The following is a 25,409-nucleotide window of genomic DNA, read 5'->3' as shown; positions in this document are numbered from 1 at the left end:
ATTTTAATCCAGTTCTACACCTTCACCTAACTCAAAGTTGGAACTCACACCTTGTACATCATCGTTAGCTTCTAAGTTTTCGATTAACTTCATTACTTTTTCTGCAGTTTCTTTATCGTTCACCTCTACTGTCGTCATCGGAATGTATTTAATTTCCGATTCTTCCATGTTCAGTCCCTTGGTGGAAAGTGCTGATTGGACTGCTTCGTATTCTGCGGGAGCTGTAAGCACCACATACATCCCATCATTGACTTGGATGTCCTCAGCGCCTGCACCCAATGCCAAATCAAACAGAGACTCTTCGGAAATTTGATCTGCCTTTAAGGTCAGTTGTCCTTTTCGTTCAAAAAGACGAGAAACGGCCCCGGCATTGGCGAGAGACCCTCCGAGTTTGGTTAGAATGCTTTTAATTTCTGGCGTAGTCCTTGATTTTTTATCGGTAAGGACATCCACCATAATGGCAACGCCACCGGGTGCGTAACATTCGTACAGGCACTCTTCATACACCATTCCCTCCAAACCACCGGTACCCTTTTTGATGGCACGTTCGATGTTGTCCTTTGGCATGTTGGCAGCTTTTGCTTTTGTGACAGCGAGGCGAAGTCTTGGATTTCCTTCTTGGTCTCCACCACCATCTTTCGCTGCTACGGAAATTTCTTTGGCAATCCTTGTAAAGATGGCGCCTCTTTTGGCGTCAATGGCTCCCTTTTTTCTTCGAATCGTCGCCCATTTCGAGTGTCCTGACATTGTTTTCTCCCAAGGCTAGGATTTTGGATTCAAAAGATTTTTCAACAGATTTAAGTCGCCCTAGTTTCTTGACTCAGAGAGAAAATTCCAAAGTACTGTAAAAAAACATCAATAAGGCATACCATGATCGACTTTTCTATCACCGATGAACAAAAAGCCCTCCGCGATTTAGCAAGAGATTTCGCCAAAAATGAAATGATTCCCAAGGCGGAACACCATGACCACACAGGTGAATATCCGAAAGAAATTTTAAAGAAAGCTTTTGACGTAGGCCTTATGAATATGCACATTCCTGTGGAATACGGTGGAGCAGGCCTCGGTGTTTTGGATGAACTTATCGCATCAGAAGAGTTGTTTTACGGTTGTTCGGGAATGGCCACTGCCATCCTTGCAAACAATCTTGCATTAGCGCCCGTTCTGTTAGGTGCTGATGATTACGTGATGAAGAAATTCATCCAACCAATGTCGGAAACCTTCACTCTCGCAGCTTATGCTGTTACAGAGCCCGGAGCTGGATCTGACGTCGCCGGAATTCGCACAGTGGCTAAACGAGTGGGTGACGAATACATCATCAATGGATCCAAAATGTGGATCACAAATGCGGGCCATGCAGACTGGTTTTTTGTTTTAGCAAAAACAGATCCAAATGCCGGCCACAAAGGTATGACTGGATTCATCGTAGATGCAAAAACTCCAGGAATCATCATCGGTAAAAAAGAAAAAAATATGGGACAACGTTGTTCCGACACTCGTGGTGTTACCTTCGAAGATGTAAAAGTTCCTAAAGAAAACATGATCGGTAAAGAAGGTGACGGATTCAAAATTGCTATGGGTGCTTTTGATAAAACTCGCCCAGCAGTTGCGATTGGTGCGGTCGGAGTAGCTCGTGCGGCTCTTGATCATTCTATTCGATATGCTAACACTCGTAATGCGTTTGGAAAACCTATCTCTGTCAACCAAGGTGTTAGTTTTATGATCGCAGAAATGGCCCGTGACATTGAAGCCGGAAGACTTCTCTGTTGGCAATCAGCTTGGCTTATCGATAGCGGATACCGAAACACATACCAAGCATCCATTGCAAAAGTATTTTGTGCTGATATGGCAATGCGTGTCACTACAGATGCAGTTCAGATTTTTGGTGGATACGGATTTAACGAAGAATACCCTGTAGAAAAACTAATGCGTGACGCTAAGATTTTCCAAATCTACGAAGGAACTTCACAGATCCAACGTGTGATCATTTCCAAATTTCTAAATGACGGGGTTGGGATCGAAACTCCTAACGCATAAAGATTGGATTTAGGACAAGTGGAAGCAAAAGTTTACTCCGCTTGTCCTCTCCTAGTATGTTCCTTCTCATCGACAACTACGACTCATTCACTTATATTCTGTACCAATACCTGAACCAAATCATCCCAACTAAAGTCATGCGGCATGATGAAGATCTACCTCTGGATTTACAAAAAAAATATAAGGCAGTGGTTTTGTCACCAGGACCTGGCCTTCCCAAAACTTCGGGAAAACTCATGTCTCATTTGAATTCAATGTATGAGATTATGCCAGTGCTTGGCATCTGTCTCGGCCACCAAGCCATTGGAGAAATGTTTGGAGCCAGTTTGGAACAAACGCCCGATGTGTTTCATGGACGGCCCTCAGAGATCTTACACAATGGCGAAGGTGTTTTCAAAAACATTCCCAACGGTTTTTTAGCGAACCGTTACCATTCCTGGACGGTATCGAAAGTTTCTTTTCCGAGCGAATTGGAAGTGACAGCCGAAACAAAAGATGGAGTCATAATGGGAATTCGTCACAGAAAATGGAAAAAGGTCTTTGGGGTTCAGTTTCATCCCGAATCCATCCTTACAGAATATGGGGAAACCTTACTTCGTAACTTCTATGAGGAAGTAATTCAATGAAATATTTTTTAAGACTACTGTCCTATTCTGTGCATTACCGAGAACGATTTGTGCTGGGTTTGGTATTTGCACTTTTGACTGCTGTCTTAAATGGTATTTCTCTTACAGCCCTTATTCCCCTTTTTGATTCGTTAGGTGGTGATAAAAACAATCGTTTCCATTTGGATTTGACCCTACCAGAAAAAACCATCTTAGTACAGGAAGTATTACTTGGTGCAGATAGTTTGGATGGGCTCGAACGAATCAAACGTGTGATCATCTCCGCAAAACTTCAAATCAACGAATTCACAGCCGACATGGAACCCAAGGAAGTGGTCTGGGCAGTTTGTATTGCTGTTTTTCCACTGTATCTTTTAAAACTGGGAACTTATCTTTTATCTGTCTATTGTATTGCCACCGCCGGTTATAAAGCGGTGAGAGACATTCGCCAAGAGTTATTCCAAAAAGTCCAAAGGTTACCTCTCACTTATTTTTATAAAGAAAAAACTGGTCTTATCATGAGCCGTGTGATTAACGATGCAGAAATTGTCGCGGCTGTCATCTCGAGTAACTTACGTGATGCGGTGATTAACTTTTTTTATGTTTTAACTCACTTGATGATTCTTATCTATTTGAATTCGGAATTATTGGTGTTAGCTTGTCTTACGATTCCGGTTGTGATACTACCTGTAACACTTTTCACCAGAAAAATTTCCTCATCCACAGCTCGGTTCCAAGAAAAGATTGCCGACTTAAATAGCCATATCCAAGAATTCATTTCAGGGATTAAGGTCATCCGTACCTTTCGCCAAGAGAATCAGGACCTTAAAAAATTTGATAACATCAACTATAAGGTGTATCGTCGCACCTTCAAGGGACAGTTCTATTTACAAATGGCACCAAGCCTTGTGGAACTGACTTCTTCTGTGGTGGTGCTTGGATACTTTGCTATGGGTGCCAAATTCATTTACTCCGGTAAATTCACCCAGGGTGAGTTTATGGCCTTCCTCCTTACCTTGTTATTTTTACTTCGTCCTCTTACTCAGCTTTCACAAATGGTCGGTAAAATTACCCAAGCTAATTCGGCAGGAAAACGCATTTTCGAAATCATCGACCGGGATTCTGAAGTGGTAGAACATGGAGATGAAACGGTTCTCGAAAAAATAGAAGAGGGAATCCAATTTGACGACATTCACTTTTCTTATCCAGGAACCAACCAAGAAGTCCTAAAAGGAATCAACCTAGATATCAAACTTGGTGAAACTTATGCCTTTGTGGGAACCAGTGGTTCTGGAAAATCAACTTTGATGGATTTAATTCCACGATTTTTTGATCCCACTGCTGGAAAAATTCGCATCGATGGAATGGATATCCGCAACTATTCGCTTAATTCCCTTCGTAAAAAAATTGGGATTGTGACTCAGGAAATTTTCCTCTTTCACGGAACCATTGCAGATAACATAGCTTATGGAACGGGGGCTGCTTCTCGTAAGGAAGTGGTTCGTGCGGCTCGTCTTGCCAATGCTCACGACTTCATCACCAAAATGGAAAATGGATACGACACGGTCATTGGGGTGCGAGGACTGGATCTCAGTGGGGGCCAAAGGCAACGTCTGGTCATTGCTCGTGCTTTGTTACGAAATGCAGAAATTATGATTCTGGATGAAGCAACAAGTGCATTAGATGCGGAATCGGAACGTTTGGTCAGTCGCGCTTTGGAGCGACTCTTTAAGAATAGAACCACATTTATCATCGCCCATCGTCTTTCTACTGTGCGTCGTGTGAAAAACATAGTTGTGATTGAAGAAGGTGAGATCAAAGAACAAGGGGACCATGATTCCCTTTTGGCAGAGAATGGAATTTATAAAAAACTATATGATAGTCAATTTGCTGATGCGGAGATCCAAATATGAAAAGAGTTTTAATTGTTGACGATAATGATCGTTATGCGAACAATTTAAAATCTTATTTTGATTCTAAAAATATTCCATCGGACAGGGCAGTGGATGCAAAAGAAGGCCTAGTCCTTTTTTCTAAAAATCCAAATTACGATATGATTGTTTCTGATGTGACTATGGAAACCCAGACCTCTGGACTTTGGATGATGCGTAAAATTTACAAATCCGGTTACAAGGGCGTTCTTGTCATTGCTTCCACTGGATTTGATGTATTCGGTGTGATGCCGTTTTCTGCTCGGTTTTTACCTTGGTTTTGCGGCCTTCATTGGATGATTCCAAAAGTGCCACTCAAACAAGGAACGGTGGAATGGGTTCCCACCGCCCTATCTTTCGGAAAAGTTAATCCTTTCTAGGAACTTTGATCTCTTCAATAGGATTGAAGAGATTGTTGTGTTTTCCTTTTTTCAAATTGGAATACTTTCCAGTAATTCCGTCACTCCCCAATTGTTTTACTTCAATGATATCTAGTTTCGGATAGAACACCCAACCGGTCACAAAGGCCCCGCGTGCTCCAGGTAGAGTGGATTCCATTTTTACTTGGATGTATTTATCCGTGAGGATATCGTCACCGATCCGAACGGCAAATTCCTTTTTCGTTTCAGAAAGGATGAGACCAATTTCTTTATTTTTAATATAAGATACCGGTCTGGAACGTTCGTTAGGTTCTGATCTGAGATAGTCATCTTCAATCAGAATGATGGCATATTTTCCGAAGGCTTTTCGTCTGAGTAAAGACTCTCCAATTCGTTTTCCGAGTTTTTCATCGGTTTGGGCTTCGTTCAATCTAATGAGAGCAAAAGTGGCAGAGAGTGATGGATTTTTGCTGATTTCATCCACAGCCATAAGAGCAAGGTTTGGTTCTTCCGCCACAACTCGTTCTAAAATTCTAAGACTTTCTCTACTTCCATGAATGGCAAGGGCTTCAAGCGCTGCTTCTTTGATTTCTTGTTCATTGGATTTAAGAAATTTATCAAATACTTCCACGTCAGCATCTAATTTATGATAGGCGAGTCCTCGAAGGGCTCCAGATACAATCACTACATATTCAGAGGCAAGTCCTGTGGTGAGGATCATTTCTCTTCCTGCTGGATCTTTCGTTTTCCCGAGTCCTTCGTAACTGACAGCGATTACTTCGGGATCTTCCGCTTTGGTTCCAGCAATAAAATAAGAAAGAGACCTTTTGTCCCCAAGATCCGACAGGGCTTTGTAAGCCGCAGGTCTTACTTGGTATCCATCTTTATCAATGGCATTTTGTAAACTCAGACGTCCTGCTTTTAAGCGACCAAGAGCCAGGGCAGCTGCCGAACGAACACGGGGAATGGGATGTGTGGCTAGAATTTTTTCTAAGTTTTTGGGTTTGCGGTAGTATTCCCATTGGAATACCTGAACTAGTCCGTTACGAATTTGTTCCGTATACTCTTTGTCTTTTTTCTCTTCATCAGAGAGGACTTCTTCCTCTTCCTTTTTAACTAATTCATTAATTTGTTCAGTAACTTTTGCTTTTCCCGTAACCTTTGTTTTGCGATTGATTCGTTTGATGGAAATTTTGGGAGTAGTATCTACTTTTTTTGGAATTACCTTTTCAACTTTTTTTGCGGTATCAATTTCATTGGTTTTGATAACGGGATCTTCTACTACAGGTTTTATTTCCTTCTCTGCTGCATCTTTACCTTGGTTGTAATTTCCTGAGTCTGAACGTAAATGACGGATTGCATTGTGAATTCCAATTGCTTTGGGACTATTTTGTTTTAAAGCATCTAAGATATTACCTAATTCATAACTCACGCGACCAATGGCCGGTCCATCAAAGTCATTCGGAGTGCTATCGATCAAATCCTGGTTGGTTTGGATAAGTCCCGGAAGTTTAGCGATGATCGGAGGTAGGTCTTCTTCCAAATAGGCTGCAGCTTGCATCTCTTTATCGACCGGTTCGCCCACAGTTTTTTTGCTATCAGCCCGAAGAGCTACGTTTTCCCCAAATTCTAATAGTGCGATGGCTTTGTGAGCCTCTTGAATAAACTCATCATACTTACGATTGTTCGTTACTGGGATGATTACATCTTTCGCTTTATGGGGATCTAAATCGCTTCCTTGGTATTCTTTATACTTTGGTGAAACGTCTGTTAACTGGTAAGGTTTTGATGTGGAACAACTTATCAATAAAACAAGGACCACCCATAAACTGCTCTTCCAAATTATGTCTTGACCCTTTTGAAACATCTGATAGCCTACTTCCATACTTTGAATATCGGATACTTACTATAAGTAAAATTAGCGGCAATCTAGCTGGTCTCAAGCCAAACCAGCTAAAAAAGTTAAAATCTCTCTCCGAAAGGCGTCTTAGAGAGGATTCTATCATATCTATGGACCTAGCAAGGCTCGTAGGTGAGATTTCAGTGGAAATCAGTAGGCAGGTGGGCCTTCTCATTGAGAGGTCAGGTTATGTCACTCATCTGATTGTAGGGAATGACCACTCCATCGAAATTCCTCATTTAGACCGGTTCCGAGTTGCCCATTCAAGACTCCGCGGGCTTCGCCTCTTTCACACACATCTCAAAGAACATCCGTTAAACCAAGAAGACCTCATGGACCTTGTTCTCAACCGTTTTGATTCCATTACGGCAGCTTGTGTTGGTTCTGACGGAATTCCCAAATTCTTTTTTTCAGCCTTTATCAATCCCGATCCAGAAGCAAAGGAACCGTGGATCCTTTCGGCCAAACAATATCCAGGCCAATTGAAGTATGGATACTTAGAGCAAGTAGAAGCATTAGAATCTGAATTCACTAAAAAAACATCGAACCTAAAGGAATCGCAAAAAGAAAACCGAGCTTTCCTTGTGGGTGTGTATGACGTTCGAAAGATGAAACGTTCGCCTGACCATTCTATGGCGGAACTAAAAGAACTTTGTCGCACTGCCGGAATCAATGTGGTGGATACCTATATCCAAAAAAGAGATCCTGATCCCAAAACCGTTGTGGGGAAAGGAAAATTACAAGAGATCATTTTAACTTCTGTTCATAAAGACATTGAACATTTGATTTTTGATTTGGAACTCACACCTTCTCAGGCAAAAAAAATCTCGGATGCCAGTGATTTAAAAATCATCGATCGAACCCAACTCATTTTAGATATTTTTTCCAAAAATGCAAAATCAAGAGATGGAAAACTTCAAGTGGAACTTGCCCAACTTAAGTACCTAAAAAATAGACTTTCTGAATTGGATGACAACATGAGTCGCCTAACAGGAGGAATTGGGGGAAGAGGGCCTGGAGAAACCAAGTTGGAGATTGGAAACAGGCGAGTGGAAGAAAAAATCACTCGTTTGGAAAATGAACTCAAAGATCTAAAACGTAGACGGGAGCTGAACCGCAAAGCCCGAACGAGAAATGAAATCCCCATTGTGGGAATTGTCGGTTATACCAACGCAGGTAAGTCCACTCTTCTCAATGCCTTAACCAATTCTACAGTCATTGCAGAAGATAAATTATTTGCGACACTGGATCCTACCACAAGACGAATTCGTTTTCCAGAAGAAAGAGAAATCATCATCTCAGATACCGTGGGATTTATTCATGACCTCCCACCAGATCTCTCCCAAGCTTTCAAAGCAACTCTCGAGGAATTAGGAGATGCGGATCTCCTCCTGCATGTTGTAGACTCCACTAATCCTAATTATGCGGAACAAATGGAAGCGGTAGACACAATTCTCAACTCGTTACAGTTGAATGAAATCCCAAGGATGGTGGTTTTTAATAAAGCCGATGGACTCGATGAAGAAACCCATGCCTCTTTCGAAAAAAATGGGTCCTTACTCGTTTCTGCGGTCACTCGCGAGGGACTGACTCAACTTTTGGATTTGATTGAAGACGAAATTTGGAAGAAAAAAGAACAAAAACCTTTAGAAACTATTCCCAGTTAGAGATTGCTTCTTTTTTAGTATGGAAGATTTTCACTTTGCCTGGCAAATCCATGAGTCGAATCACGTTTTCCAAAAAATGATTTAAACCCCCAATCAGAATTTTACCATGATTGCTCTCTACGGTTTTGATGATACCGATGAGTGTCGCCACCCCAATGCTATTGATGTATTCCAATTTGGTTAGTTCCAATATGATATTATAAACCGCATCCCTGAAAATCACCGAAATATTCCGATTGATTTCATACGCATTGGTATTGGTGATTTGGCCGACAAATGAGACCACGAGAACTCGTTCGCCTTTGATATCAACGAATTCTGTTTTTAGGTCCATGGATGGAAATTGTAAATTCGCCATGGCGAGTTACAGTTTTTCCAGAAGCCGGATGGCCACGGTTTTTTGTTTTATGATGGCAGACATGGTATCAATTTCCTGCAGAGATTTTTGGAATTCTCCTTCCGTAGCTGCATGAGTGACTACTATCACAGACACAGGTTCAGAAGTTGACTCTTTCTGTTGGACGGATGCAATTGAAATATTATGACGGCCGAGGACCTGAGAAATTTCCGCAAGAACCCCTGGTTTGTCCACGGTGGAAAAACGAAGGTAGTAACGTGCCAAATTGTTTGGCTCTGGAAACGCTTTTGCTTGTGGAAAAAGATTGTTTTCTTTAGCAATGTCTTTGCTTCCGAGTCTTGAAGCGTAGTAAATGATATCGGATAAAACAGCACTAGCTGTCGGCATCCCACCGGCCCCTTTTCCTGTGATCATTCCCGAATCTGCTTCTTTGGTTTTATAAAAAACAGCATTCGATTCATTCATCACATTTGCTAACGGATGGTCGAGAGGAACAAGAGTGGGATGCACCTTGGTCAGAACACCCGCCGAACTTCGCTTAGAGATTCCCAAAAGTTTGATTCGGTATCCTAGGGACAAGGCAGATTGGATGTCTAAAGATTGTAAGTCAGAGATTCCTTTTACCGATAAAGAGGCGAACGAAACGTACTCACGAAAAGCAAGACTCGCAAGCAAACTGATTTTGTGGCCGGCATCAATCCCTTCTACATCGAAGGTGGGATCGGCTTCTGCAAATCCTAACTCTTGGGCTTTTTTTAAGGCAGTGGAATAGTCCCAAGCTTCTTGTTCCATTTTTGTTAAGATGAAATTGGTGGTTCCATTGAGGATTCCGCAGATGACTTCAAATTCGCATGAGGCGAGGCCATCCCTTAAAGTGCGGATGATAGGAATGGAACCAGCAACAGCAGCTTCATATCCGAGTTCAACCCCAGTTTTTTCTGCAATCGGATACAGTTCTCTACCTTTTTCGGATAACAACGCCTTATTGGCTGTGATGACAGTTTTGCCATTTTCCAAAGCAGAACGAACGGCTTTGTAGGCCATATCCGTTCCGCCTATCAATTCAACAATCATGTCGATATCCGAACGATTTGTAACAGACAATACATCCTCTGTTACTGGAACGTTCGTTCTGCCTTGGAGTTTTCCCGGGCTACGAGTGGCAATGGCCGTTAGTTGTAAGTTGATTCCATAATGATTTTGGATTTTTTCTCGGTTTTTATCCAAGAGTTGGAGTAAGCTAGTGCCGACGACTCCGGCACCCAATAGACCAATACGAACTTCTTTCATCTAGGATCACGATTTCGTAGGAGAAAGGGAAACACACTTAAAAAAATTTTAAAAAAAAACAAATTTGAGAAGAAGTTCTTCAGCTTTTTCTGATTTTATGTGATAACTATAATTAGAATTGTCTCGGCAATAAGGATTATCATTATGGCAACGAAAAAATCATCATCTGCCGCTAAGAAGAAGGCTGTCAAAAAAGCGGCTAAGAAAACAAATACGGTTAAGAAACAATCTACAAGAAACGAGAGTGCATCTCTATTCAGAAACGATGAGTCAGCACAAGTTTCTCTTCAATCCCCGGTATCTCACTCCGACGGATCTTCCCACGGTACAAAAGAATCTGGAAATGGAGTGTATCTATTTTTAGTTTTGGCCGGAGTGCTTGCCATCGGGTACTTAGGATACGTGAAATACTTCAAAACAAAAGCTCCAGTGGCAGTTGCGACTGTTCCTGCAGATGCGCAAACCAAACCAGTACCAGCTGAGCCTGAGAAAAAAGTAGAAGAAGCAAAGCCAGAAGTTTCCGCTGCTGGATTCTTAGTGGATAAAGTGGCATCCAAAAAATGGACAGAAGCTGCGGCTTATTGTAAATCTGTTGGTGGTGTTGTTCCTTCTAAAGACGATCTAGTTAAATTTGCAGCGACTGCTCCGAAAGAGATCAAATCTAGCGAAGAGAAATATTGGACTAAAACAGAAGTGGATAAGAAGTCAGGTTTGGCTTACCGTTTTTCTAACGGAAAAGCACCAAAAGTTGATAAAGCTACTTCCTTAAAAGTTCTTTGTAAAAATTAATCTCTAACGAGAGTTCGATTGGATCGGGGCTAGAATTTCTCTTCTGATTTTGTCAGCAAGATCAGAAGAAGCAAACATCTTCCCCGAAACATCGGTTAAATAAAAACTGTCCTTGGCTCGCCCTGTTTCGAAGTCTGTTTCGATGGTGGCACTGCGAATGTTGATTTGGTTTTGCATGAGAATTCGTGAAACATAATACAACAAACCCCTTCCAGCACTACTTTCCAAATACAAACAAGTTTCATTTCGTTCAGGAAGATCGCTAAATATAAATTCTGGTGTTTCTCGAAAGAAAGTGGCAACGGCCGGTTCTTGGATTTGTAACTTCTCCAAAATTTCTTCAAACTTAGTATTCTTGGAAAACAAGGAATCCATCATCATCCCTAGTTTAAATGCGGCCTGGGTAGTATCACCACCATCTGCTTGTAAAATGAACGAATCGATTGTAAATTCCCTACCTTTCTCGATCACAGTACTCAGTTCTCCAGAAAGGATGTCCATTTTCAGAGCATAAATGATCGTAGCAATTCGGTGGAAGGTACCAATCTGGGTAGAATCCGTTTTTAGGGAAATGAGGATGTTTTCCTTCTCTCGTTTGTATTGAAACTCGATCAATGTGGCATTTCCCTTTCCCACAGATTGTATATATGCACAGGAAATTTCAATCAAAAGGTTTCTGCAAAATACGCCGATGATGATAAAAGACAGTATGAAAAAACTACTATTGATTCTATTCGTTTTGGGGATCGTAATCGGGCCCCTTGTTTCGCAAGAGGAAACTTCGGAAGAATCACCCTTTGCGACAACCAAAAAGAAAGTGCAACTCTGGAAAGGAGAAGTGGTTGGTGTTTATAAAAATAGATTGTGGATCAAAGTTCGAATTTACCGCAACCAACGAATCTCTAAACTCTCTTTGAATGAAATTAAATCATTATTTGCCGATACAAAGGAATTTCCGGTGTATCAAAAGGTCACAGATCTCAAACAAGGAGTCCTAGTTCTACGTGACACGGTTTGGGAAGAAAAACATATCAATAAAAAAAATCAGTTCATCGAAGTAGTGTTAGTAGGTGATTATAAACCAGATCTCAGTTCAAAAATGAAAGAGATTACAACTGACGCCTATATCTCCAGTTATATAGAAGAAGATTTTTTTACAGAACCAGATGCATTTTTTAAGGGAAGATTTACCCCACCGAGAAAAACAGTCTTTCATCCTAAAGACAGAAAAGAGATGGTCCTTGTTTCGCGCGGTCTTTTTCTTTACGGCCAAGGAACCGATCCCTCTGCCGATAGCTTCAATCCATACTATTTGGAACCAAAAGCATCAAATCTAAAAGAGATGCCTTCCTTTTATATCGATAAATTTGAAGTCACCAATGCTGAGTATGCATACTTTTTAAAACAAACTAATACCCAAAGTCCCCCTCATTGGATTGGGGGAAAATATCCCGAAGGAGAAGGGGATTTTCCTGTGGTCCACCTCACATATCGTGAAGTGGAACGTTATGCAAGTTGGGTCGGCAAACGAATTCCTACCGAATGGGAATGGGAAAAGGCCGCAAGAGGTCCAGGTGTGATTGAGTATACCAATCGCGATGAAACCTTAGGATACCAAATCATTGCAACCAAATATCCCTTTGGCGATGAATTCGACTCTTTGTATTGTAATACAAGAGAATCAAAAATTGGAAAGGCCCAGTCCGTGTATGAACTATCTACGGAAGGAGAAAGTCCTTACGGTGCCATAGGAATGTGTGGGAATGCAGCTGAATGGACATCCAGCGATTATCAATTGTATCCTGGGCATCATATCAAAAACTTCTCTTTCGGCAAAATTTATAAAGTGGTTCGCGGGGGATCGTATTCCGATTCGGCAAAGAATTCTACTGCAAGTGCTAGGTCTTATGGTGGGATACCCAACCTATCAGAAGATAGGCGGGCAGGATTTCGTTTGGTAATGGACTACCGAAACTAAATTACTTAGTAAGAACTTCGTTTCTTTTTCCTAGTTTTTTACAGATCTTTCCAAGAACCTCTTGTTCATCCGGGGAGAGCACTGCAAATTCTGAAGTGATCCGTTTTACGTGGTCAGGAAAAATCTGTTCGATGAGTTTTTTTCCTTCTGTAGTTAGATGGACAGAGATAAACCTTCTGTCTTCCACACCACGCACACGTTCTACGAGGGTTCTTTTTTCTAGGTTGTCGATCACGAGTGTGATGTTTCCTGTACTTTTAAGAATTTTGTCCCCCAGCTCTTTTTGGCAAAGTGGACCCAAATGGTACAATGTCTCTAAAACCCCGAATTGGCTTTCTGAGATATTCCACTTGGTAAACTCAGAAATAAGTCGGGAAGATAAAGATTCCGCTGCGCGTTTTAGTTTGATGAACGCATCCAGAGCTTGTACTTCTTTTTTAGAGCCTTTAAATTTTGTTCCCATTAGTTTAATATCAAACTATCAAATCTTAAACCAATTGTCAACTGGTTTCTTGGCTCTTTTGGAAAAGATCTTTCATGAGTCGCAGAGTCCCCGTCAGTCCTAAAACCACAGAAGAGGCCGCAACCCCGCCCATAAGAGCACCTGCAACGCCTGGAGAGCAAGCATCGGCTCCCGTTAGGTAAAGATTTTTGATAGTTGTCCTCACACCTAACCATTCTTGTTTGAAGCGTTCCGGTGTACAGGAAAGTCCATAAATGGAACCTTCTTTATGTCCGGTAAAAAATTCCGTGGTGATAGGAGTAGAGAGTTCTGTGAATTCAATGAGGTCCCGGAATCCAGGAAATCGTTTCTCTAAGAAAGCTAACATCCCTTCTATGATAGTTTCTTTAAGTTTGGTATAGTTTTCCCCCCGTTTTTTCCAGGGTTCGTCTTTCCATTTTGCGAATAGTGAATAATCAGCAAAACTAATCGCTTCTGCTGTATGTCCTTCGGATTCCGGATTTTTTAAGGAAGGAAAAGACAAATACATCATCGGTGGATTTCCGTTCACTAAATCGTTTCTTTTCGCATAACAAGCGTCATGATCTGCTTCAGGAAAGATCCAATGGTTTTCACCGTGAAATCCGAGTTTTCTTGGGGATTCTTTAAATCCAATATAGAGTGTGATGGATGTGGTCCCTTGCGCACTCAAAGTTTCCAATGGCTTTTGAAAAGATAGGGAATGTTCTTTCGGTAACAATTTGTTATAAGTTGTGTAGGCTCCGGCATCAGATACAATCACGTCGGCAAAGAATTCCTGTTCCGAAAATGTTTTCCCTTTTTGGACCTCTACCTTAACCCCTATTGCTTTATTGCCTTGAAGAAGGATCTCTTTGACAGTATGGAGGATTTTTAAACTACCCCCATTTTCTTCTACGATGGGTTCAATCGAGTCTACGATTTTTGAAGATCCACCAATCGGAAAATAACCTCCATTAAAGTAATGAGCAACAATCATAGAATGGATAGCAAAAGACGATGATGCAGGAGGAAGTCCATAATCCCCCCATTGGGAACTGAGTATGGCTCTTAAGTTTTCATCTTTGATATGAGTTTCCATATACTCTTTGGTTGTGATATAGGGAGTGGGGATATGGTTTATGTTTAAAAACTTGGCGGCCTTTTCAAAAACGGAAGGCAAAGCTTTCAAAGTAAAATGCCTACCAAACCATTGGGTAAAAGTTTCTACATCGCGGAAGTATTGGTCGATAGCCTGCGTTTCCAAAGGAAACTTTTCTTTTAAGTCCGACTTAAACTTTTCCTTTTCTCCATACACTGGAAAACTAAAATCCGGGTAATCGAAGACTTCAAATGGTTCTTCCATTTTGTTCCACTTTACACCCTTTCTGGTGATGGAATCGAATAGAGTTCTTAACATCGAACCCTCACCTAAATCCCCAATATAATGGATTCCGACATCCCATTCAAATTTTCCTAGCCTTTTGAATGTATGAGTGAACCCACCTAACTTAAAATGACGTTCCAGCACCAATACTTTCTTTTTCGCCACTTGAGAAAGGATAGAGGCGGCCGTAAGGCCACCAATACCAGAACCGATAATGATTACGTCATATTTGTTGTCCATTAGTGGTATTTAGTCTCTACTGTATATTCCACAGTCACGGTTTCATTGGCTTTCACTGGAACATCGGAGTATGCTTTGGTTGCAGATTCTTTTGTAAATTTATGAGAGGATTTTGTGATATTCCAATCTCCCCAAAGGCTTGCGTAGAACCTTACTTCAATTTCTTCTTTTTTTCTGTTACGAATTTCTACTGAATAGGTCGACTTGTCTCCGCGAGAAAGTTTAAACACTTCATTAGAGAGTCGTTTTCCATTGGCAACTACGTCAAAAGCTTGGCCTGTTCGAATTTTTACTTCTTCGTTTTCGGGAGTGTGATCAATTGTATCCTCTCCTAGAAGTTGTTGGCGTCCTTTGGAATCTGCTTTAAAAACACGAATGGTTCCTTGTGGGAGTGGCCTTCCTAAATTGTTTTTCTTCGCATTTTTGAAGATGTATTTGATGTTTGCATTATTGAAATTCTTTTCATTTCCTTCATACATAGGGAGATTTTCAAAAACGAAATACTTTTTGATTTCGATTCCTTCTGATTGAAAGAGTTGTACTTGTTTGGTTTGGTTATAACCTATGTTGGTTGGTTGGTCCAAAGTGTATAAGTAGTATTCTGATAAATTCTCTTGATTGAATTCAGGTGCTTCTGCCGACTCATCATACTCTTTCATCATCGTTTTTTTTACAGAACGAGGTTGTACTGCATAAGAATTCACTTGGTTGGAGATTAAGTTTACCTTACCGGCCACAAGTTGTAAAACTGCGTTTTTAAACTCCGCTCCCGAATTATTATTTAAGGTGACCCAAGAATTTAGACCGCACAGATTTTCTTCCTTATCCAGAACAAGTATGTAATCAGCGGACCAACCAAGACCATTGGTTTGGTAAGAAACTTCTACAGTTTGTTCCTTTTCGGTATCGTTCTTCAATTTCCAAACAAGAGTAGGTTTCGCAAATAGGTTTTCGGGAATCGTGGGAACGGTAATCCGTCCATCGTATCCTAAGGAAATCTCATCCCCAATTTTATACACGGGAGTTCCGTTGTTTGCAATGAGTGTAGCCTTAACAGAAGTAGTTTTTTCTTTTCCCTCTTTATGAAGGGTCACTTCTTTCCCAATGTATTTGTCCATCAGGCGCTCTTGAGAAATTAAATCGTATTCATAGTTTTGTTCGAAGACTGTGAGTTTTTTAGGATCTTCTCCTTTAACCCGCACAGTTTGTGGAATGATTTGTGAGGGAACATCTTCGAACCGTAAGGTGCGAATTCCCTTTGAAAGATTTAAAGTCCGAGTTTCTCGAACGAGACCAATTCCTCCATTGTAAATGGTAACACTCACTGTTTTGCGGTCCGACTGTGTCGACATGTCAAAAGCAGAATCGGAGGTGATGTTACCTACCGTAAAAAATAGAAGTGTTAGAGTGGTGAAGGATAGTATTTTGGATTTCATGTATTCTCCCATGAGCATTCTACAGTCTGCAAAGGTAAAAAACGAATGCAACCAAAATCGTTAGGGGAAAACTGCACTTTAAGAGGATTCGTATGGCAAATGTAGTAAAAATCGGGGTCATTGGTGGGACTGGCCTATATTCAATCGATGGAATGGAGATCATTCAAGAAATCCACCCGGAAACTCCTTGGGGTAAACCTTCGGACACAATCACCATTGGTCGCTTTAAAGGGAAAGAAATTGCTTTTTTGCCAAGACATGGAAAAGGACATTCTTTAAATCCAAGTGAAGTTCCTGTTCGCGCCAACATTGCCGCATTGAAACAGTTAGGTGTTGAAGAAATCATTGCTTTTAGTTCTGTGGGAAGTTTGCGCCAAGAAATTGCCCCTAGAGATTTTATCATTCCTTCACAAATCATTGACCGCACGAAAGCACGGCCTTCCACTTTTTTTGAAAATGGTATGGTGGCACATGCTCCTTTTGCGGATCCATTTTCGCCAGGCCTTGGTAAAAAAGTAGAGGAAGCTGCAAAACAAATTAATCTTCCGATCCATTCGAACAAAACTTTGATTTGTATGGAAGGTCCACTTTTCTCTACAAGGGCTGAGTCTCACATGTACAGATCTTGGGGTGCGGACATTATCAATATGACAGTTCTCCCTGAAGCAAAACTAGCAAGGGAAGCAGAGATTCTTTACCAAATGGTTTGTATGTCTACAGACTATGATTGTTGGAAAGAAGATGAAGCCCATGTAACATTGGAAATGGTTTTGGGCAACCTAAGTAAAAATGCAGAAACCGCTAAGAAATTACTCTCGGCACTGATTGACCTGTTAGGAAAGTCAGATGACACAAGCCTTGTAGGAAGTACAAAATTTTCTTTGGTGACTGCACCAGAAAAAAGGAACCCTGAACAAATTAAAAAATTGAAATTTCTTTTCCCTACTTATTTCTAACCAGCTTGCAAAGCTTGTTCCAATGTCGGGAAAACTTGGAGCAGGCTGCGCAGTTTTGTTAGTTCTAAGACGTATCTTACTTTTTCAGAAGGTGAGATGATACGAATGTATCCTTTCTGTTTCATAAGCCTAGAATGAATCCCCAAACAAACACCGAGGCCAGAACTGTCGATATAACTGACTTGTTCAAAGTTTAGGAAGATGTAGTTGATCCCTTTGAAATGAGAATTTCCAAATTTTCTTTCATGACTTGTGAGTTGTAGAGGTTGATTTCTCCAGACAATTCAAAATACACAGCTGTTTCTGGAAGGGGGACAAATCTCTGTTGGAGAACTTCCATTTTGAAGTCGCCACTTTCAACTGTGTAATCACTCCAGTTTTCGATCATATTGAAATTTCCTTTACCCCATCCGAAATGTGAAACTTGTAGAAGTCTATCTCAAGGTTAAATTTTTGTTGATAACTTTTTTTTAAAACTGCATCGATTTTGGAAAAATGATCTTTCATATCTAGTACGAGTACGCATCCACCAAAGCCACCACCAATCATTCTGGCACCAGTGACTCCTAGACTCTGCAAAGAATCAACAATGAAATCTGTTTCGGGACAAGACACTTCGAATTCTTTGGATAAGGACCAATGTGTTTCGAAAAGTGCCGAACCAACATCTTTGAAATTCCCTGATTCCAAACCCTCGATTACGATTTTTGTTCTCTCGCGTTCAGAGGTAACATGTTTCGTTCGTTTTCGTTCTTCATTTGTTAGGTGGCATTCACCAATTTGAACATCTGAAAGATTCACGTCATACAAATGTGTAAAATTTGGAAACTTTGTTTGAATTTTCGCCAACGCAGATTCACATTCCGATCGTCTCTGGTTATAAGCGCTGTCTTTTAAACTATGTTTTACATTGGAATTGATTAAATAGAATTCAGAATCTCCTAAATCAAAATGGTGATAAGAGTATTGCAGGGTGTCGGTATTTAAGGAAATACAGTCGTCCTTTCTGCCTACAGCAATGATGAATTGGTCCATGATTCCACATTTGGTTCCAACAAAATGATTTTCTGCCCTTTGCCCGATGAGAGCAATTTCCTCGCGTGAAATAGGCAATCCAAAGGTTTCTTTGATCGCATAACCGGTTACCACTTCAAAAGCAGCTGAAGAGGAGAGGCCTGATCCTTGGGGAATATTTCCATCTACGAGTAAATCAAATCCTGGGACGATATGTCCTTTTTTTTCAACTTCGACTATGACACCTGCTATGTAGTCAGTCCATGAAGATTTTGGATTTGGCAGTAGAGGTTTCCTTAATTCAACAGTTTCGTTATAAGTGACTGAATATAAATTGTAGGAAGATGTATCATTTGGACGGAGATATACTTGAACAGCAAAATCAATGGCCGCTGGAAGCACAGTCCCACCTAAATAATCAACATGTTCCCCAATGATATTGATCCTAGCGGGAGCTTGAAACAAACGAGGGGGCTGTTTTGTTTTTCCAAATATTGATTCAAATCGATTCAAATTTTCTTTACTTCTAAAAGAATCCACATCATCTTCCTTTCGATGCCATACTTTATTCAAGGATCGTTGTTATGTCGAACTTAAAAATTTCAGATCGATTTGTGAAATCTTTTCTTACTGAAACTTTGGTTCAGAAGGGATTGGAAAACGCCGAGAAAGCTAGACAAACTCTGCTTCAAAAAACAGGACAAGGAAAAGAATTTTTAGGTTGGGTGGATCTTCCCAGCCAAACAAGTTCTGAGGATCTGCAAAGGATTCGAAAGGCTGCTGAAACCATTCAATCTCATTCGCAGTATTTGGTGGTTGTGGGAATTGGCGGCAGTTACTTGGGAGCAAGAGCTGTCATTGAAGCTTTAACACCAGAATTCAGTGCGCAAGAATTACATAAAAAATCAGTAAAGATTATTTATGCCGGACATCATTTGGATGCGGATTATCATTCAAGACTATTGGCCTTCTTAGAGAACAAAGAGTTTTCTGTAAATGTCATTTCTAAATCAGGAACAACAACAGAGCCAGCTATCGCCTTTCGTCTGTTACTCTCACTTTTGGAACGAAAGTATGGAAGGGAAAATGTTAAAAACCGAGTCTTTGCTACAACCGACAAACAAAAAGGTGCCCTTAAACAATTAGCGGATGAATACGGCTTTCCCACTTTTATAATTCCTGATGATGTAGGGGGGCGTTATTCTGTTTTGACTCCCGTAGGGTTATTGCCGATTGCAGCTGCAGGATTTAGCATTAACAAACTAATTGATGGCGCAAAACAAATGGAGGCAGAATTAAAATCAAAAACAGCTTTTGAAGGAAACATCGCAACTACTTATGCTACCATTCGAAATTCTCTCTATGCGAGTGGCAAAAAAATCGAAATTTTAGTTAGTTATACTCCAGCCTTGTCCTTTGTTTCTGAATGGTGGAAACAACTGTTTGGTGAAAGTGAAGGTAAAACAACTAAGGGAATTTTTCCTGCTTCAGTTCAATTTACTACAGATCTTCATTCTATGGGCCAATACATTCAAGATGGGGAAAGAATTCTAATGGAAACCACAATCAAAGTGGAATCTCCAAAACAAGATGTATATCTAACAGAAAAATCTGACGATAGAGATGGTTTGAACTATTTGGCGGGCAAAAAACTTTCAGAGGTAAACCAAAGTGCAATGTTAGGAACACTCATTGCTCATCAAGATGGGGGTGTACCTTCTATAGAAATCACAGTGCCTGTAATAAATGAAGAAATTATTGGGGAATTACTTTATTTCTTTGAATTTGCTTGTGGAGTATCTGGTTATATGTTAGGTGTAAATCCTTTTGACCAACCAGGAGTCGAAGACTATAAAAACAATATGTTTGCTCTACTGGGAAAAAAAGGATATGAAAAGCGAAAAGAAGAAATCCTAGGCCATATATGAGGAATTAAGGAATGATTGGATTTTGGAAAGCTGACTTCCAAATATATCTTTTGTCGAGTAAGAATCCCAGAGTTCCTTTGTCCCTAAATCCAGAACAGTACCAGAGAATACCTCGCCGGTAATTTCTCCTCGTTCGGCACATTCTTTAAATATATCGGAAAGGTCATAATATCTGTTTTTTTCTAAATGAGACAGGCACTTTGGATTTAAAATGGCAAGGCCAATATAGTAATAGGTTCCCGTTCCGAATTTTAAAGATCCATTTTTACCTATTTCGATTTTCGTGTAGTTCTGATCGGTAGAAGTCGGTAGTAAGTATAAATGGATTTTACTCTCATTCGATAAACTAGTATTAGGCGAAAACGTTTGATCCGGGAAAAATAAAGTATCTGGATTGATAAGTAGAATAGGTTCTGTAAAAGATTCTTCTGACAAACCTGTTCGAATTCCACCCGCAGTACCCAGTATTTCTGTTTTTTCTTCTAAAACTTTGATGGGAAATTGTTTAAAATTTTGAACATGGTTTTTGATTTGTTCGCCTAAATAGTGTGTGTTGATCCAAACTTTAGAAGTTTTCCATTCATTTAGTAGGTACAAACTATAATCAAGAAGCGATATACTTTGGATTTTTAATAGGGGCTTTGGACAATTTTCTGTAAGAGTTCCCATTCGTTTTCCAAAGCCAGCAGCTAAAACAAAGGCTTTCATCGAATTTTAAAGTCCTTATGTCGATTGAGTTCTTCTCTTAAACTTCGGACAAAAATATACAATGAGTCGGCAAACATACCCAATTGAATAATTTCTTCCAGTTGATTTAGGCAGGAGATGATCGACGGTTTGAACTTATCTTTTCCATGGTCTGTAACCATTCGGAAGTATGTTCCTAATGCTTTAAAAGATCTTTGTAAGGCTTGTAAATAAAATGTATCATTAAATTTTTTTGATTGGTCTACATTTCTCTCTTGGAAGGACTTCAGCATTAACGAACGAAACTCTCTCGGTAGAGGATAGTAGGCATCATATAATATGGAAGCCAGATCGTATTGCGGAACACCCATCCGTGCATCTTGAAAATCGATCAAAGAGTAATCTGAGTTAGGTGAAATTAAAATATTTCGACAATGGAAATCTCGGTGAGTGAAAACATTAATAGGATATTTGTTTAAATAACCTACAGTCTCTTCAATAAAGGCTTTTGCCTCATTGGAAATATCGGTTTTAATATTAAATTGTCGGCGAAATCCTTCGAATTTTTCTAGTGTGAGGTTAGTTTCAAAGCTTAATTTTTCTATATCAAATTTTCTATTTTTTACAAGCGGAGGTGGATCTAAGGATTGGATTTTTAAAATTAAATTAATTAAGATTGGGAATTTCTGTTTATAGTCATTAAGATTATAAGTGCTAAAATCATTTAGTCCTTCAAAACTCATAAAGGTGAGGCTAAGTTTTCTATCAGCATCAAGAACTCTGGGAACATGAATTCCGTTGGCATTTAGATATTCGGAGATAATGATAAAATCTTCGTTTACTGCTTCATCAGCACAAACTACTTCTTCTTTACCATTTGGTAGTGTTACGTGAAAGTATCGCCTTGTAGAAGCTTCCTCTTGTAAGGGAATAATTTTACAATTTTTGCCATATCGAGAAAGTACTGATTCTAATTGGAAGTTGTTAAATTCAGGAGACACTTAGCAACTATGATTCTATGGCCTTTGGAAAAATAAAATGAAATTTAGATCCTTTGCCAGCAATCGATTCAATTTCTAGTCGAATTTCAAAATTATCTACAATTTGTTTGACTACAAACATTCCTAGGCCAGTTCCTTTCCCTAGTTCTTTTGTTGTGAAATAGGGTTCGTAAATTTTATCCAAGGTTTCGGGCGACATACCATCACCATCATCGGTAACGATAAGATGAGAATTCTTTTGATCTTGGTAGGATAAAATTTCTATAGTGCCAATGTTATTAGTGGCATCGGCGGCATTTAATAATATATTCGAAAGTAACAAAGCAAATTGATCCGAATTCATTTTGATAGGAATATGTTCGGAAGATTCTTCCCTTTTGATTTGGCAGTATTTCAATTTTGCCGTTTCCTTAAATACTTGAAGAACGGATGAAATTTCTTTGTTTAAGTCGAGTATTTTGGATTGTTCATTATTTGATTTTAATGATTTTCCAAGTTGTAACAAATTTGATGTCAGTGCCCTTAATTTTTCTGTTTGATTCAGAGTCACTTTTAACGCTCGATCTTTCAACATAGTGTCAGCATTTTCTCTAGAAGCCATTTCCACAAAACCTTGGATGGCAGTCAGGGAATTATTGATTTCATGTCCAATACTTGCAGCCACTACAGATAAAAATGCTCGACGTTCCGAATGGATCAGTTGTTCGACCATTATTTTTTTTTGTGTTACATCTCTAATGACACCTGTGTAATAAGTATCTCCATCTAAACTATAGGAACAAATTGCAATATCCGCTAAAAAGGTGGAAAAATCTGAACGTAATAGTGTAACATCAGATAGTTGTAGAGTAGATTTATTTTCTTCTTCACTAAGGACTTTAGAAACCTGTCCCATATACTTTTGAATTTTATTTTCAGGAAAAAGAAGTTTTACGGATTGTCCAATCAGATCCAAAGGGGTATGGAATCGAAACATTTCAAAACTTGCTTTATTTGCAGAAACTATAGTTAATTTTGAATCGATAGTAATGACAGCGTCAGAAGTTGCATTTAGTATAGCTGCATTTTGTCGGTTTAAATCTAGATTTTGAGTTCTTAAGGCTTTTTCTAATTTTTCCGATAACTTCAATTTTTCCAAATCGGAGTCTTTTTGGTTTTTAACTTCTAATGCTCGTTTAACAACTGATAAAATTTGTGTTCTATCAACCGGTTTGGAGATATATTCAAATGCATGATAACGAATAGCAGATTCAGCAGAAGATAGATTTGGATTTCCAGTGATTAAAATCACCGGCAAATTAATATTTTTTTCAGCAACAAACTTTGTAAAATCAATGCCAGACATTCCTGACATCAAAATATCTGATATAGCAACAGAAAAGGTTTCTCCTGATGAAATTCTTTGTATTGCTTCGGACGCAGATTCAGCGAGTTCAATTTGATATCCTTCACGAGATAAAACTCTCTTTAAGGCAATTCGAATGTCTTCTTCATCATCTACTATTAAAATCTTATCCATTATCATCTGTATGGGCAGGAAGGTAAATCTCTACCTTTGTTCCTGTTCCTTCCTTTGTTTTAATATAGATTTCTCCACCATGCTCTGCGATAATTTTTTTAGAAATAGAAAGTCCCAAACCTGTTCCTTGTTTATTACGCCTTGTTGTAAATAAGGGTAAAAAAACTTTTTCCAAAGTATCATCATCGATCCCTGGACCATTGTCTTCGACAGAAAAAACGACCCATTCTTTTTTCTGATTTTTAATTAAATCGATACCTAATTCAATTTTTGGAAACTGTCTCGCTGTTTCCATTTCGGAAAGCGCATTGATGGAGTTTACCACACAATTGATCAATACTTGTTCAATTTCTTGCCATCGAACAAAAATTCCAGGTAAATTTGGTCCAGCGTGCCTTGTAAAATTGATATTCTTCTTTCGACAGCTGACTTCGACGAGCTCGCTAGTTCGAACTAAAATATAATATGGCGAAACAAAATCACGATTAGGGCTTTCCATCCTTCCCAAATCAAGTAACGCCTTAACTAAATCACGAATCCGTAAATTTGCCGATTCGATTTTTTTTAAAATATTTCGGCGTTCATTCAAATCTGTTTCATCAACGGTAATTAAATCATCTAAATACAAAAGAGCACTCTGTAGTGGGTTGTTAATTTCGTGGGCGAGTCCAGCTGCAATTTCACCAATACTGGCAAATTTCATCGACTCAATGAGTTGCCTGTCCATACGTTTGGCTTCCGTAATATCAGAAAATACCAACATAATTTTTTTATCGTTGGGATCATATCGTCTAACGGGAATAAAACGGATTTCAAACGTTCTTTCTTCACCTAGAAGAACATAATCAAACTCTGTAGTTTGTGTGTTTTGACTTTCGACAACAGAATCGAGTACCTTCATCAATTTAGATTTTCTTTTTTCATCGAAGAAGTGAAAAATATCTTCACCAACTTCAAAAGCAAAAACCTGGAATAACAAAAACTTAAAAATAGGAGCTATTTCTAATATTTTAGCCTCTTTGTTAATAATCACAAAACCATTGTTCATGGTAGCGAAGAATGTTCTTAGTTTATCTTCTCCATATTTAACGATTCGTTCTGCATTTTGTAATTCTGAAAGGTCAAGTAAGAGGATAGTAATGGCAGTGGGCTTTCCCTGTTCTGTTGTAATAAAACTTTGTAATTGAAAAGTTGTCGAATTTCCAATCTCTCTTTGAAAGTTGAGAATTTGTTTTGTATTCCGTTTCAAAATTTCATTCTTAGATTGTTCTGGTAAGGTGAGAACATCAGAAATAGTATAGGATTGAATTTGGTCTGGTAATAACTTGAAAAAATCTATAAAACGATCATTAGCGTATTTTAAATTGCCTGCTAAGTCGGTTTGGAAGAACGGAATTTCTAAATGGTCAACTATTTCGGAATTTTCCTCTGCGAGTATTTGATTCCAATTGATGGTAATCGAATAGATTTCTGAATTTGCATCAAAAAATTCCGTTAATGAGGAATAATGAACAGAGACGGCTACCTTTTCTGAATTTTGTTTTTTTAGGAACCATTTGTATTCACTTTTGGAATGTGGGTGCGCGTGGATTTCTGAAATTAAAAGTTCGTGATCGCAAAAGAGATTTTGGACTTCCAAAGAATTAGTATTTTTAAGTTCCAAACGTTCGATTGTTATTTCATTGATATAAAGGATTTGTTTGGATTTAAGATCGACGAAAACTAATCCATTCTGGGAATGGGAGAGTAGCTGCGATAGTCTTTCAATTTTTAAATTCAACATTATGATTAAATACTTTTACCGAAGCCTTTTTCGAAACTATCAGTCCCAGAGACGTAAATCAAT

The 25,409-nt window shown here is 39.3% G+C and carries 24 protein-coding genes; 9 read left to right on the top strand and 15 right to left on the bottom strand.

From position 1 onward, the window contains the following. Nucleotides 1–3: 3 nt before the first annotated feature. Nucleotides 4–747 (bottom strand): YebC/PmpR family DNA-binding transcriptional regulator, encoded by a 744-nt coding sequence (locus LEP1GSC195_RS13985; protein ID WP_015680813.1) that lies wholly within the window; start codon nt 745–747, stop codon nt 4–6. Nucleotides 748–870: 123 nt separating this feature from the next. Here LEP1GSC195_RS13985 and LEP1GSC195_RS13980 point away from each other — a divergent pair, with 123 nt between their 5' ends. From LEP1GSC195_RS13980 to LEP1GSC195_RS13965, 4 genes are read left to right on the top strand one after another with little or no spacing between them, the layout of a single operon-like run. Continuing rightward, on the top strand, nt 871–2,037 hold the full coding sequence (locus tag LEP1GSC195_RS13980) for an acyl-CoA dehydrogenase family protein (RefSeq protein ID WP_015682795.1): 1,167 nt from the start codon (nt 871–873) through the stop codon (nt 2,035–2,037). A gap of 56 nt (nt 2,038–2,093) precedes the next feature. Beyond that, on the top strand, nt 2,094–2,663 hold the full coding sequence (locus LEP1GSC195_RS13975) for an anthranilate synthase component II (RefSeq protein WP_015682088.1): 570 nt from the start codon (nt 2,094–2,096) through the stop codon (nt 2,661–2,663). Next, entirely contained in the window at nt 2,660–4,555 is a 1,896-nt protein-coding gene (locus LEP1GSC195_RS13970) for an ABC transporter ATP-binding protein (protein WP_015682093.1), read from the top strand. Before LEP1GSC195_RS13975 ends, LEP1GSC195_RS13970 begins: the two co-directional genes overlap by 4 nt. Beyond that, nucleotides 4,552–4,953, top strand: coding sequence for a response regulator (locus LEP1GSC195_RS13965; RefSeq protein WP_015682260.1), 402 nt, complete (start codon nt 4,552–4,554; stop codon nt 4,951–4,953). The genes LEP1GSC195_RS13970 and LEP1GSC195_RS13965 overlap by 4 nt, the downstream gene beginning before the upstream one ends. Here the strand turns inward: LEP1GSC195_RS13965 and LEP1GSC195_RS13960 are convergent. Further along, nucleotides 4,940–6,820 (bottom strand): HEAT repeat domain-containing protein, encoded by a 1,881-nt coding sequence (locus LEP1GSC195_RS13960; protein WP_198012781.1) that lies wholly within the window; start codon nt 6,818–6,820, stop codon nt 4,940–4,942. The genes LEP1GSC195_RS13965 and LEP1GSC195_RS13960 overlap by 14 nt on opposite strands. A 143-nt stretch (nt 6,821–6,963) precedes the next feature. On the opposite strand from LEP1GSC195_RS13960, the gene hflX reads away from it, so the two are divergent. Further along, the gene (hflX, locus tag LEP1GSC195_RS13955) at nt 6,964–8,520 is read left to right on the top strand and encodes a GTPase HflX (protein ID WP_015681913.1); all 1,557 of its coding nucleotides are present in this window, start codon (nt 6,964–6,966) and stop codon (nt 8,518–8,520) included. Here hflX and LEP1GSC195_RS13950 read toward each other — a convergent pair. Continuing rightward, nucleotides 8,507–8,878 carry an STAS domain-containing protein gene (locus LEP1GSC195_RS13950; RefSeq protein ID WP_015681911.1) on the bottom strand — a complete coding sequence of 124 codons (372 nt, stop codon included), beginning with the start codon at nt 8,876–8,878 and terminating at the stop codon, nt 8,507–8,509. The genes hflX and LEP1GSC195_RS13950 overlap by 14 nt on opposite strands. 6 nt (nt 8,879–8,884) lie before the next feature. Next, entirely contained in the window at nt 8,885–10,168 is a 1,284-nt protein-coding gene (locus LEP1GSC195_RS13945) for a homoserine dehydrogenase (RefSeq protein ID WP_015681565.1), read from the bottom strand. Nucleotides 10,169–10,312: 144 nt separating this feature from the next. On the opposite strand from LEP1GSC195_RS13945, the gene LEP1GSC195_RS13940 reads away from it, so the two are divergent. After that, nucleotides 10,313–10,957: a hypothetical protein gene (locus LEP1GSC195_RS13940; RefSeq protein ID WP_015682474.1), complete on the top strand. Its 645-nt coding sequence runs from the start codon at nt 10,313–10,315 to the stop codon at nt 10,955–10,957. A gap of 3 nt (nt 10,958–10,960) precedes the next feature. Here LEP1GSC195_RS13940 and LEP1GSC195_RS13935 read toward each other — a convergent pair whose 3' ends face one another. Then, nucleotides 10,961–11,572: a hypothetical protein gene (locus LEP1GSC195_RS13935; protein ID WP_015682589.1), complete on the bottom strand. Its 612-nt coding sequence runs from the start codon at nt 11,570–11,572 to the stop codon at nt 10,961–10,963. Between the two features lie 94 nt (nt 11,573–11,666). On the opposite strand from LEP1GSC195_RS13935, the gene LEP1GSC195_RS13930 reads away from it, so the two are divergent. After that, on the top strand, nt 11,667–12,935 hold the full coding sequence (locus LEP1GSC195_RS13930; RefSeq protein ID WP_015681193.1) for a formylglycine-generating enzyme family protein: 1,269 nt from the start codon (nt 11,667–11,669) through the stop codon (nt 12,933–12,935). Between the two features lies 1 nt (nt 12,936). Here the strand turns inward: LEP1GSC195_RS13930 and LEP1GSC195_RS13925 are convergent, their stop codons facing one another. The 3 genes from LEP1GSC195_RS13925 to LEP1GSC195_RS13915 are packed head-to-tail and all read right to left on the bottom strand — an operon-like array spanning nt 12,937 to nt 16,458. Continuing rightward, entirely contained in the window at nt 12,937–13,398 is a 462-nt protein-coding gene (locus tag LEP1GSC195_RS13925) for a MarR family winged helix-turn-helix transcriptional regulator (RefSeq protein WP_015681850.1), read from the bottom strand. 37 nt (nt 13,399–13,435) lie between these two features. Then, on the bottom strand, nt 13,436–15,022 hold the full coding sequence (locus LEP1GSC195_RS13920) for a phytoene desaturase family protein (RefSeq protein WP_015681224.1): 1,587 nt from the start codon (nt 15,020–15,022) through the stop codon (nt 13,436–13,438). Next, on the bottom strand, nt 15,022–16,458 hold the full coding sequence (locus LEP1GSC195_RS13915; RefSeq protein ID WP_015681733.1) for a DUF4139 domain-containing protein: 1,437 nt from the start codon (nt 16,456–16,458) through the stop codon (nt 15,022–15,024). The genes LEP1GSC195_RS13920 and LEP1GSC195_RS13915 overlap by 1 nt, the downstream gene beginning before the upstream one ends. Before the next feature lie 92 nt (nt 16,459–16,550). On the opposite strand from LEP1GSC195_RS13915, the gene mtnP reads away from it, so the two are divergent. Continuing rightward, nucleotides 16,551–17,414 carry an S-methyl-5'-thioadenosine phosphorylase gene (mtnP, locus tag LEP1GSC195_RS13910; protein ID WP_015680759.1) on the top strand — a complete coding sequence of 288 codons (864 nt, stop codon included), beginning with the start codon at nt 16,551–16,553 and terminating at the stop codon, nt 17,412–17,414. Here mtnP and LEP1GSC195_RS20045 read toward each other — a convergent pair. From LEP1GSC195_RS20045 to galK, 3 genes are read right to left on the bottom strand one after another with little or no spacing between them, the layout of a single operon-like run. Next, entirely contained in the window at nt 17,411–17,587 is a 177-nt protein-coding gene (locus tag LEP1GSC195_RS20045) for an STAS domain-containing protein (protein ID WP_232227842.1), read from the bottom strand. The genes mtnP and LEP1GSC195_RS20045 overlap by 4 nt on opposite strands. A 20-nt stretch (nt 17,588–17,607) precedes the next feature. Then, nucleotides 17,608–17,802, bottom strand: coding sequence for a hypothetical protein (locus tag LEP1GSC195_RS20040; RefSeq protein ID WP_015680571.1), 195 nt, complete (start codon nt 17,800–17,802; stop codon nt 17,608–17,610). Then, entirely contained in the window at nt 17,799–18,968 is a 1,170-nt protein-coding gene (galK, locus tag LEP1GSC195_RS13900; RefSeq protein ID WP_015680898.1) for a galactokinase, read from the bottom strand. The genes LEP1GSC195_RS20040 and galK overlap by 4 nt, the downstream gene beginning before the upstream one ends. 44 nt (nt 18,969–19,012) lie before the next feature. Here galK and LEP1GSC195_RS13895 point away from each other — a divergent pair, with 44 nt between their 5' ends. Then, nucleotides 19,013–20,356 carry a glucose-6-phosphate isomerase gene (locus LEP1GSC195_RS13895; protein WP_015681631.1) on the top strand — a complete coding sequence of 448 codons (1,344 nt, stop codon included), beginning with the start codon at nt 19,013–19,015 and terminating at the stop codon, nt 20,354–20,356. Here the strand turns inward: LEP1GSC195_RS13895 and LEP1GSC195_RS13890 are convergent. From LEP1GSC195_RS13890 to LEP1GSC195_RS13875, 4 genes are read right to left on the bottom strand one after another with little or no spacing between them, the layout of a single operon-like run. After that, a complete protein-coding gene (locus LEP1GSC195_RS13890; RefSeq protein WP_015682227.1) occupies nt 20,342–21,064 on the bottom strand; it encodes an NTP transferase domain-containing protein in 723 nt (240 codons plus the stop codon). The two genes, LEP1GSC195_RS13895 and LEP1GSC195_RS13890, sit on opposite strands and share 15 nt — an antisense overlap. Further along, nucleotides 21,061–22,044, bottom strand: coding sequence for a phosphotransferase (locus tag LEP1GSC195_RS13885; protein WP_015681298.1), 984 nt, complete (start codon nt 22,042–22,044; stop codon nt 21,061–21,063). The genes LEP1GSC195_RS13890 and LEP1GSC195_RS13885 overlap by 4 nt, the downstream gene beginning before the upstream one ends. A 7-nt stretch (nt 22,045–22,051) precedes the next feature. After that, nucleotides 22,052–23,563, bottom strand: coding sequence for a hybrid sensor histidine kinase/response regulator (locus tag LEP1GSC195_RS13880; protein ID WP_015680670.1), 1,512 nt, complete (start codon nt 23,561–23,563; stop codon nt 22,052–22,054). Continuing rightward, nucleotides 23,556–25,346 (bottom strand): ATP-binding protein, encoded by a 1,791-nt coding sequence (locus LEP1GSC195_RS13875; RefSeq protein ID WP_015680747.1) that lies wholly within the window; start codon nt 25,344–25,346, stop codon nt 23,556–23,558. Before LEP1GSC195_RS13875 ends, LEP1GSC195_RS13880 begins: the two co-directional genes overlap by 8 nt. Nucleotides 25,347–25,409: the final 63 nt, after the last annotated feature.

It is taken from the genome of Leptospira wolbachii serovar Codice str. CDC (assembly GCF_000332515.2).
GTDB classification, from domain to species: Bacteria; Spirochaetota; Leptospiria; order Leptospirales; family Leptospiraceae; genus Leptospira_A; species Leptospira_A wolbachii.
The sequence above is the reverse complement of the archived record's forward strand: the minus strand, read 5'-3'. Positions and strand labels throughout refer to the sequence as shown.

Bases quoted from the DNA above. Each gene is read 5' to 3' on its own strand.
- LEP1GSC195_RS20040 (WP_015680571.1), bottom strand. From the start codon at position 17,802: ATGATCGAAAACTGGAGTGATTACACAGTTGAAAGTGGCGACTTCAAA.
- LEP1GSC195_RS13875 (WP_015680747.1), bottom strand. From the start codon at position 25,346: ATGTTGAATTTAAAAATTGAAAGACTATCGCAGCTACTCTCCCATTCC.
- LEP1GSC195_RS13940 (WP_015682474.1), top strand. From the start codon at position 10,313: ATGGCAACGAAAAAATCATCATCTGCCGCTAAGAAGAAGGCTGTCAAA.
- mtnP (WP_015680759.1), top strand. From the start codon at position 16,551: ATGGCAAATGTAGTAAAAATCGGGGTCATTGGTGGGACTGGCCTATAT.
- LEP1GSC195_RS13960 (WP_198012781.1), bottom strand. From the start codon at position 6,820: ATGTTTCAAAAGGGTCAAGACATAATTTGGAAGAGCAGTTTATGGGTG.
- LEP1GSC195_RS13980 (WP_015682795.1), top strand. From the start codon at position 871: ATGATCGACTTTTCTATCACCGATGAACAAAAAGCCCTCCGCGATTTA.
- LEP1GSC195_RS13950 (WP_015681911.1), bottom strand. From the start codon at position 8,878: ATGGCGAATTTACAATTTCCATCCATGGACCTAAAAACAGAATTCGTT.
- LEP1GSC195_RS13965 (WP_015682260.1), top strand. From the start codon at position 4,552: ATGAAAAGAGTTTTAATTGTTGACGATAATGATCGTTATGCGAACAAT.
- LEP1GSC195_RS13925 (WP_015681850.1), bottom strand. From the start codon at position 13,398: ATGGGAACAAAATTTAAAGGCTCTAAAAAAGAAGTACAAGCTCTGGAT.
- LEP1GSC195_RS13915 (WP_015681733.1), bottom strand. From the start codon at position 16,458: ATGAAATCCAAAATACTATCCTTCACCACTCTAACACTTCTATTTTTT.
- LEP1GSC195_RS13880 (WP_015680670.1), bottom strand. From the start codon at position 23,563: ATGGATAAGATTTTAATAGTAGATGATGAAGAAGACATTCGAATTGCC.
- LEP1GSC195_RS13895 (WP_015681631.1), top strand. From the start codon at position 19,013: ATGTCGAACTTAAAAATTTCAGATCGATTTGTGAAATCTTTTCTTACT.
- LEP1GSC195_RS13920 (WP_015681224.1), bottom strand. From the start codon at position 15,022: ATGGACAACAAATATGACGTAATCATTATCGGTTCTGGTATTGGTGGC.
- LEP1GSC195_RS13970 (WP_015682093.1), top strand. From the start codon at position 2,660: ATGAAATATTTTTTAAGACTACTGTCCTATTCTGTGCATTACCGAGAA.
- LEP1GSC195_RS13975 (WP_015682088.1), top strand. From the start codon at position 2,094: ATGTTCCTTCTCATCGACAACTACGACTCATTCACTTATATTCTGTAC.
- LEP1GSC195_RS13985 (WP_015680813.1), bottom strand. From the start codon at position 747: ATGTCAGGACACTCGAAATGGGCGACGATTCGAAGAAAAAAGGGAGCC.
- LEP1GSC195_RS13945 (WP_015681565.1), bottom strand. From the start codon at position 10,168: ATGAAAGAAGTTCGTATTGGTCTATTGGGTGCCGGAGTCGTCGGCACT.
- hflX (WP_015681913.1), top strand. From the start codon at position 6,964: ATGGACCTAGCAAGGCTCGTAGGTGAGATTTCAGTGGAAATCAGTAGG.
- LEP1GSC195_RS13930 (WP_015681193.1), top strand. From the start codon at position 11,667: ATGAAAAAACTACTATTGATTCTATTCGTTTTGGGGATCGTAATCGGG.
- LEP1GSC195_RS13890 (WP_015682227.1), bottom strand. From the start codon at position 21,064: ATGAAAGCCTTTGTTTTAGCTGCTGGCTTTGGAAAACGAATGGGAACT.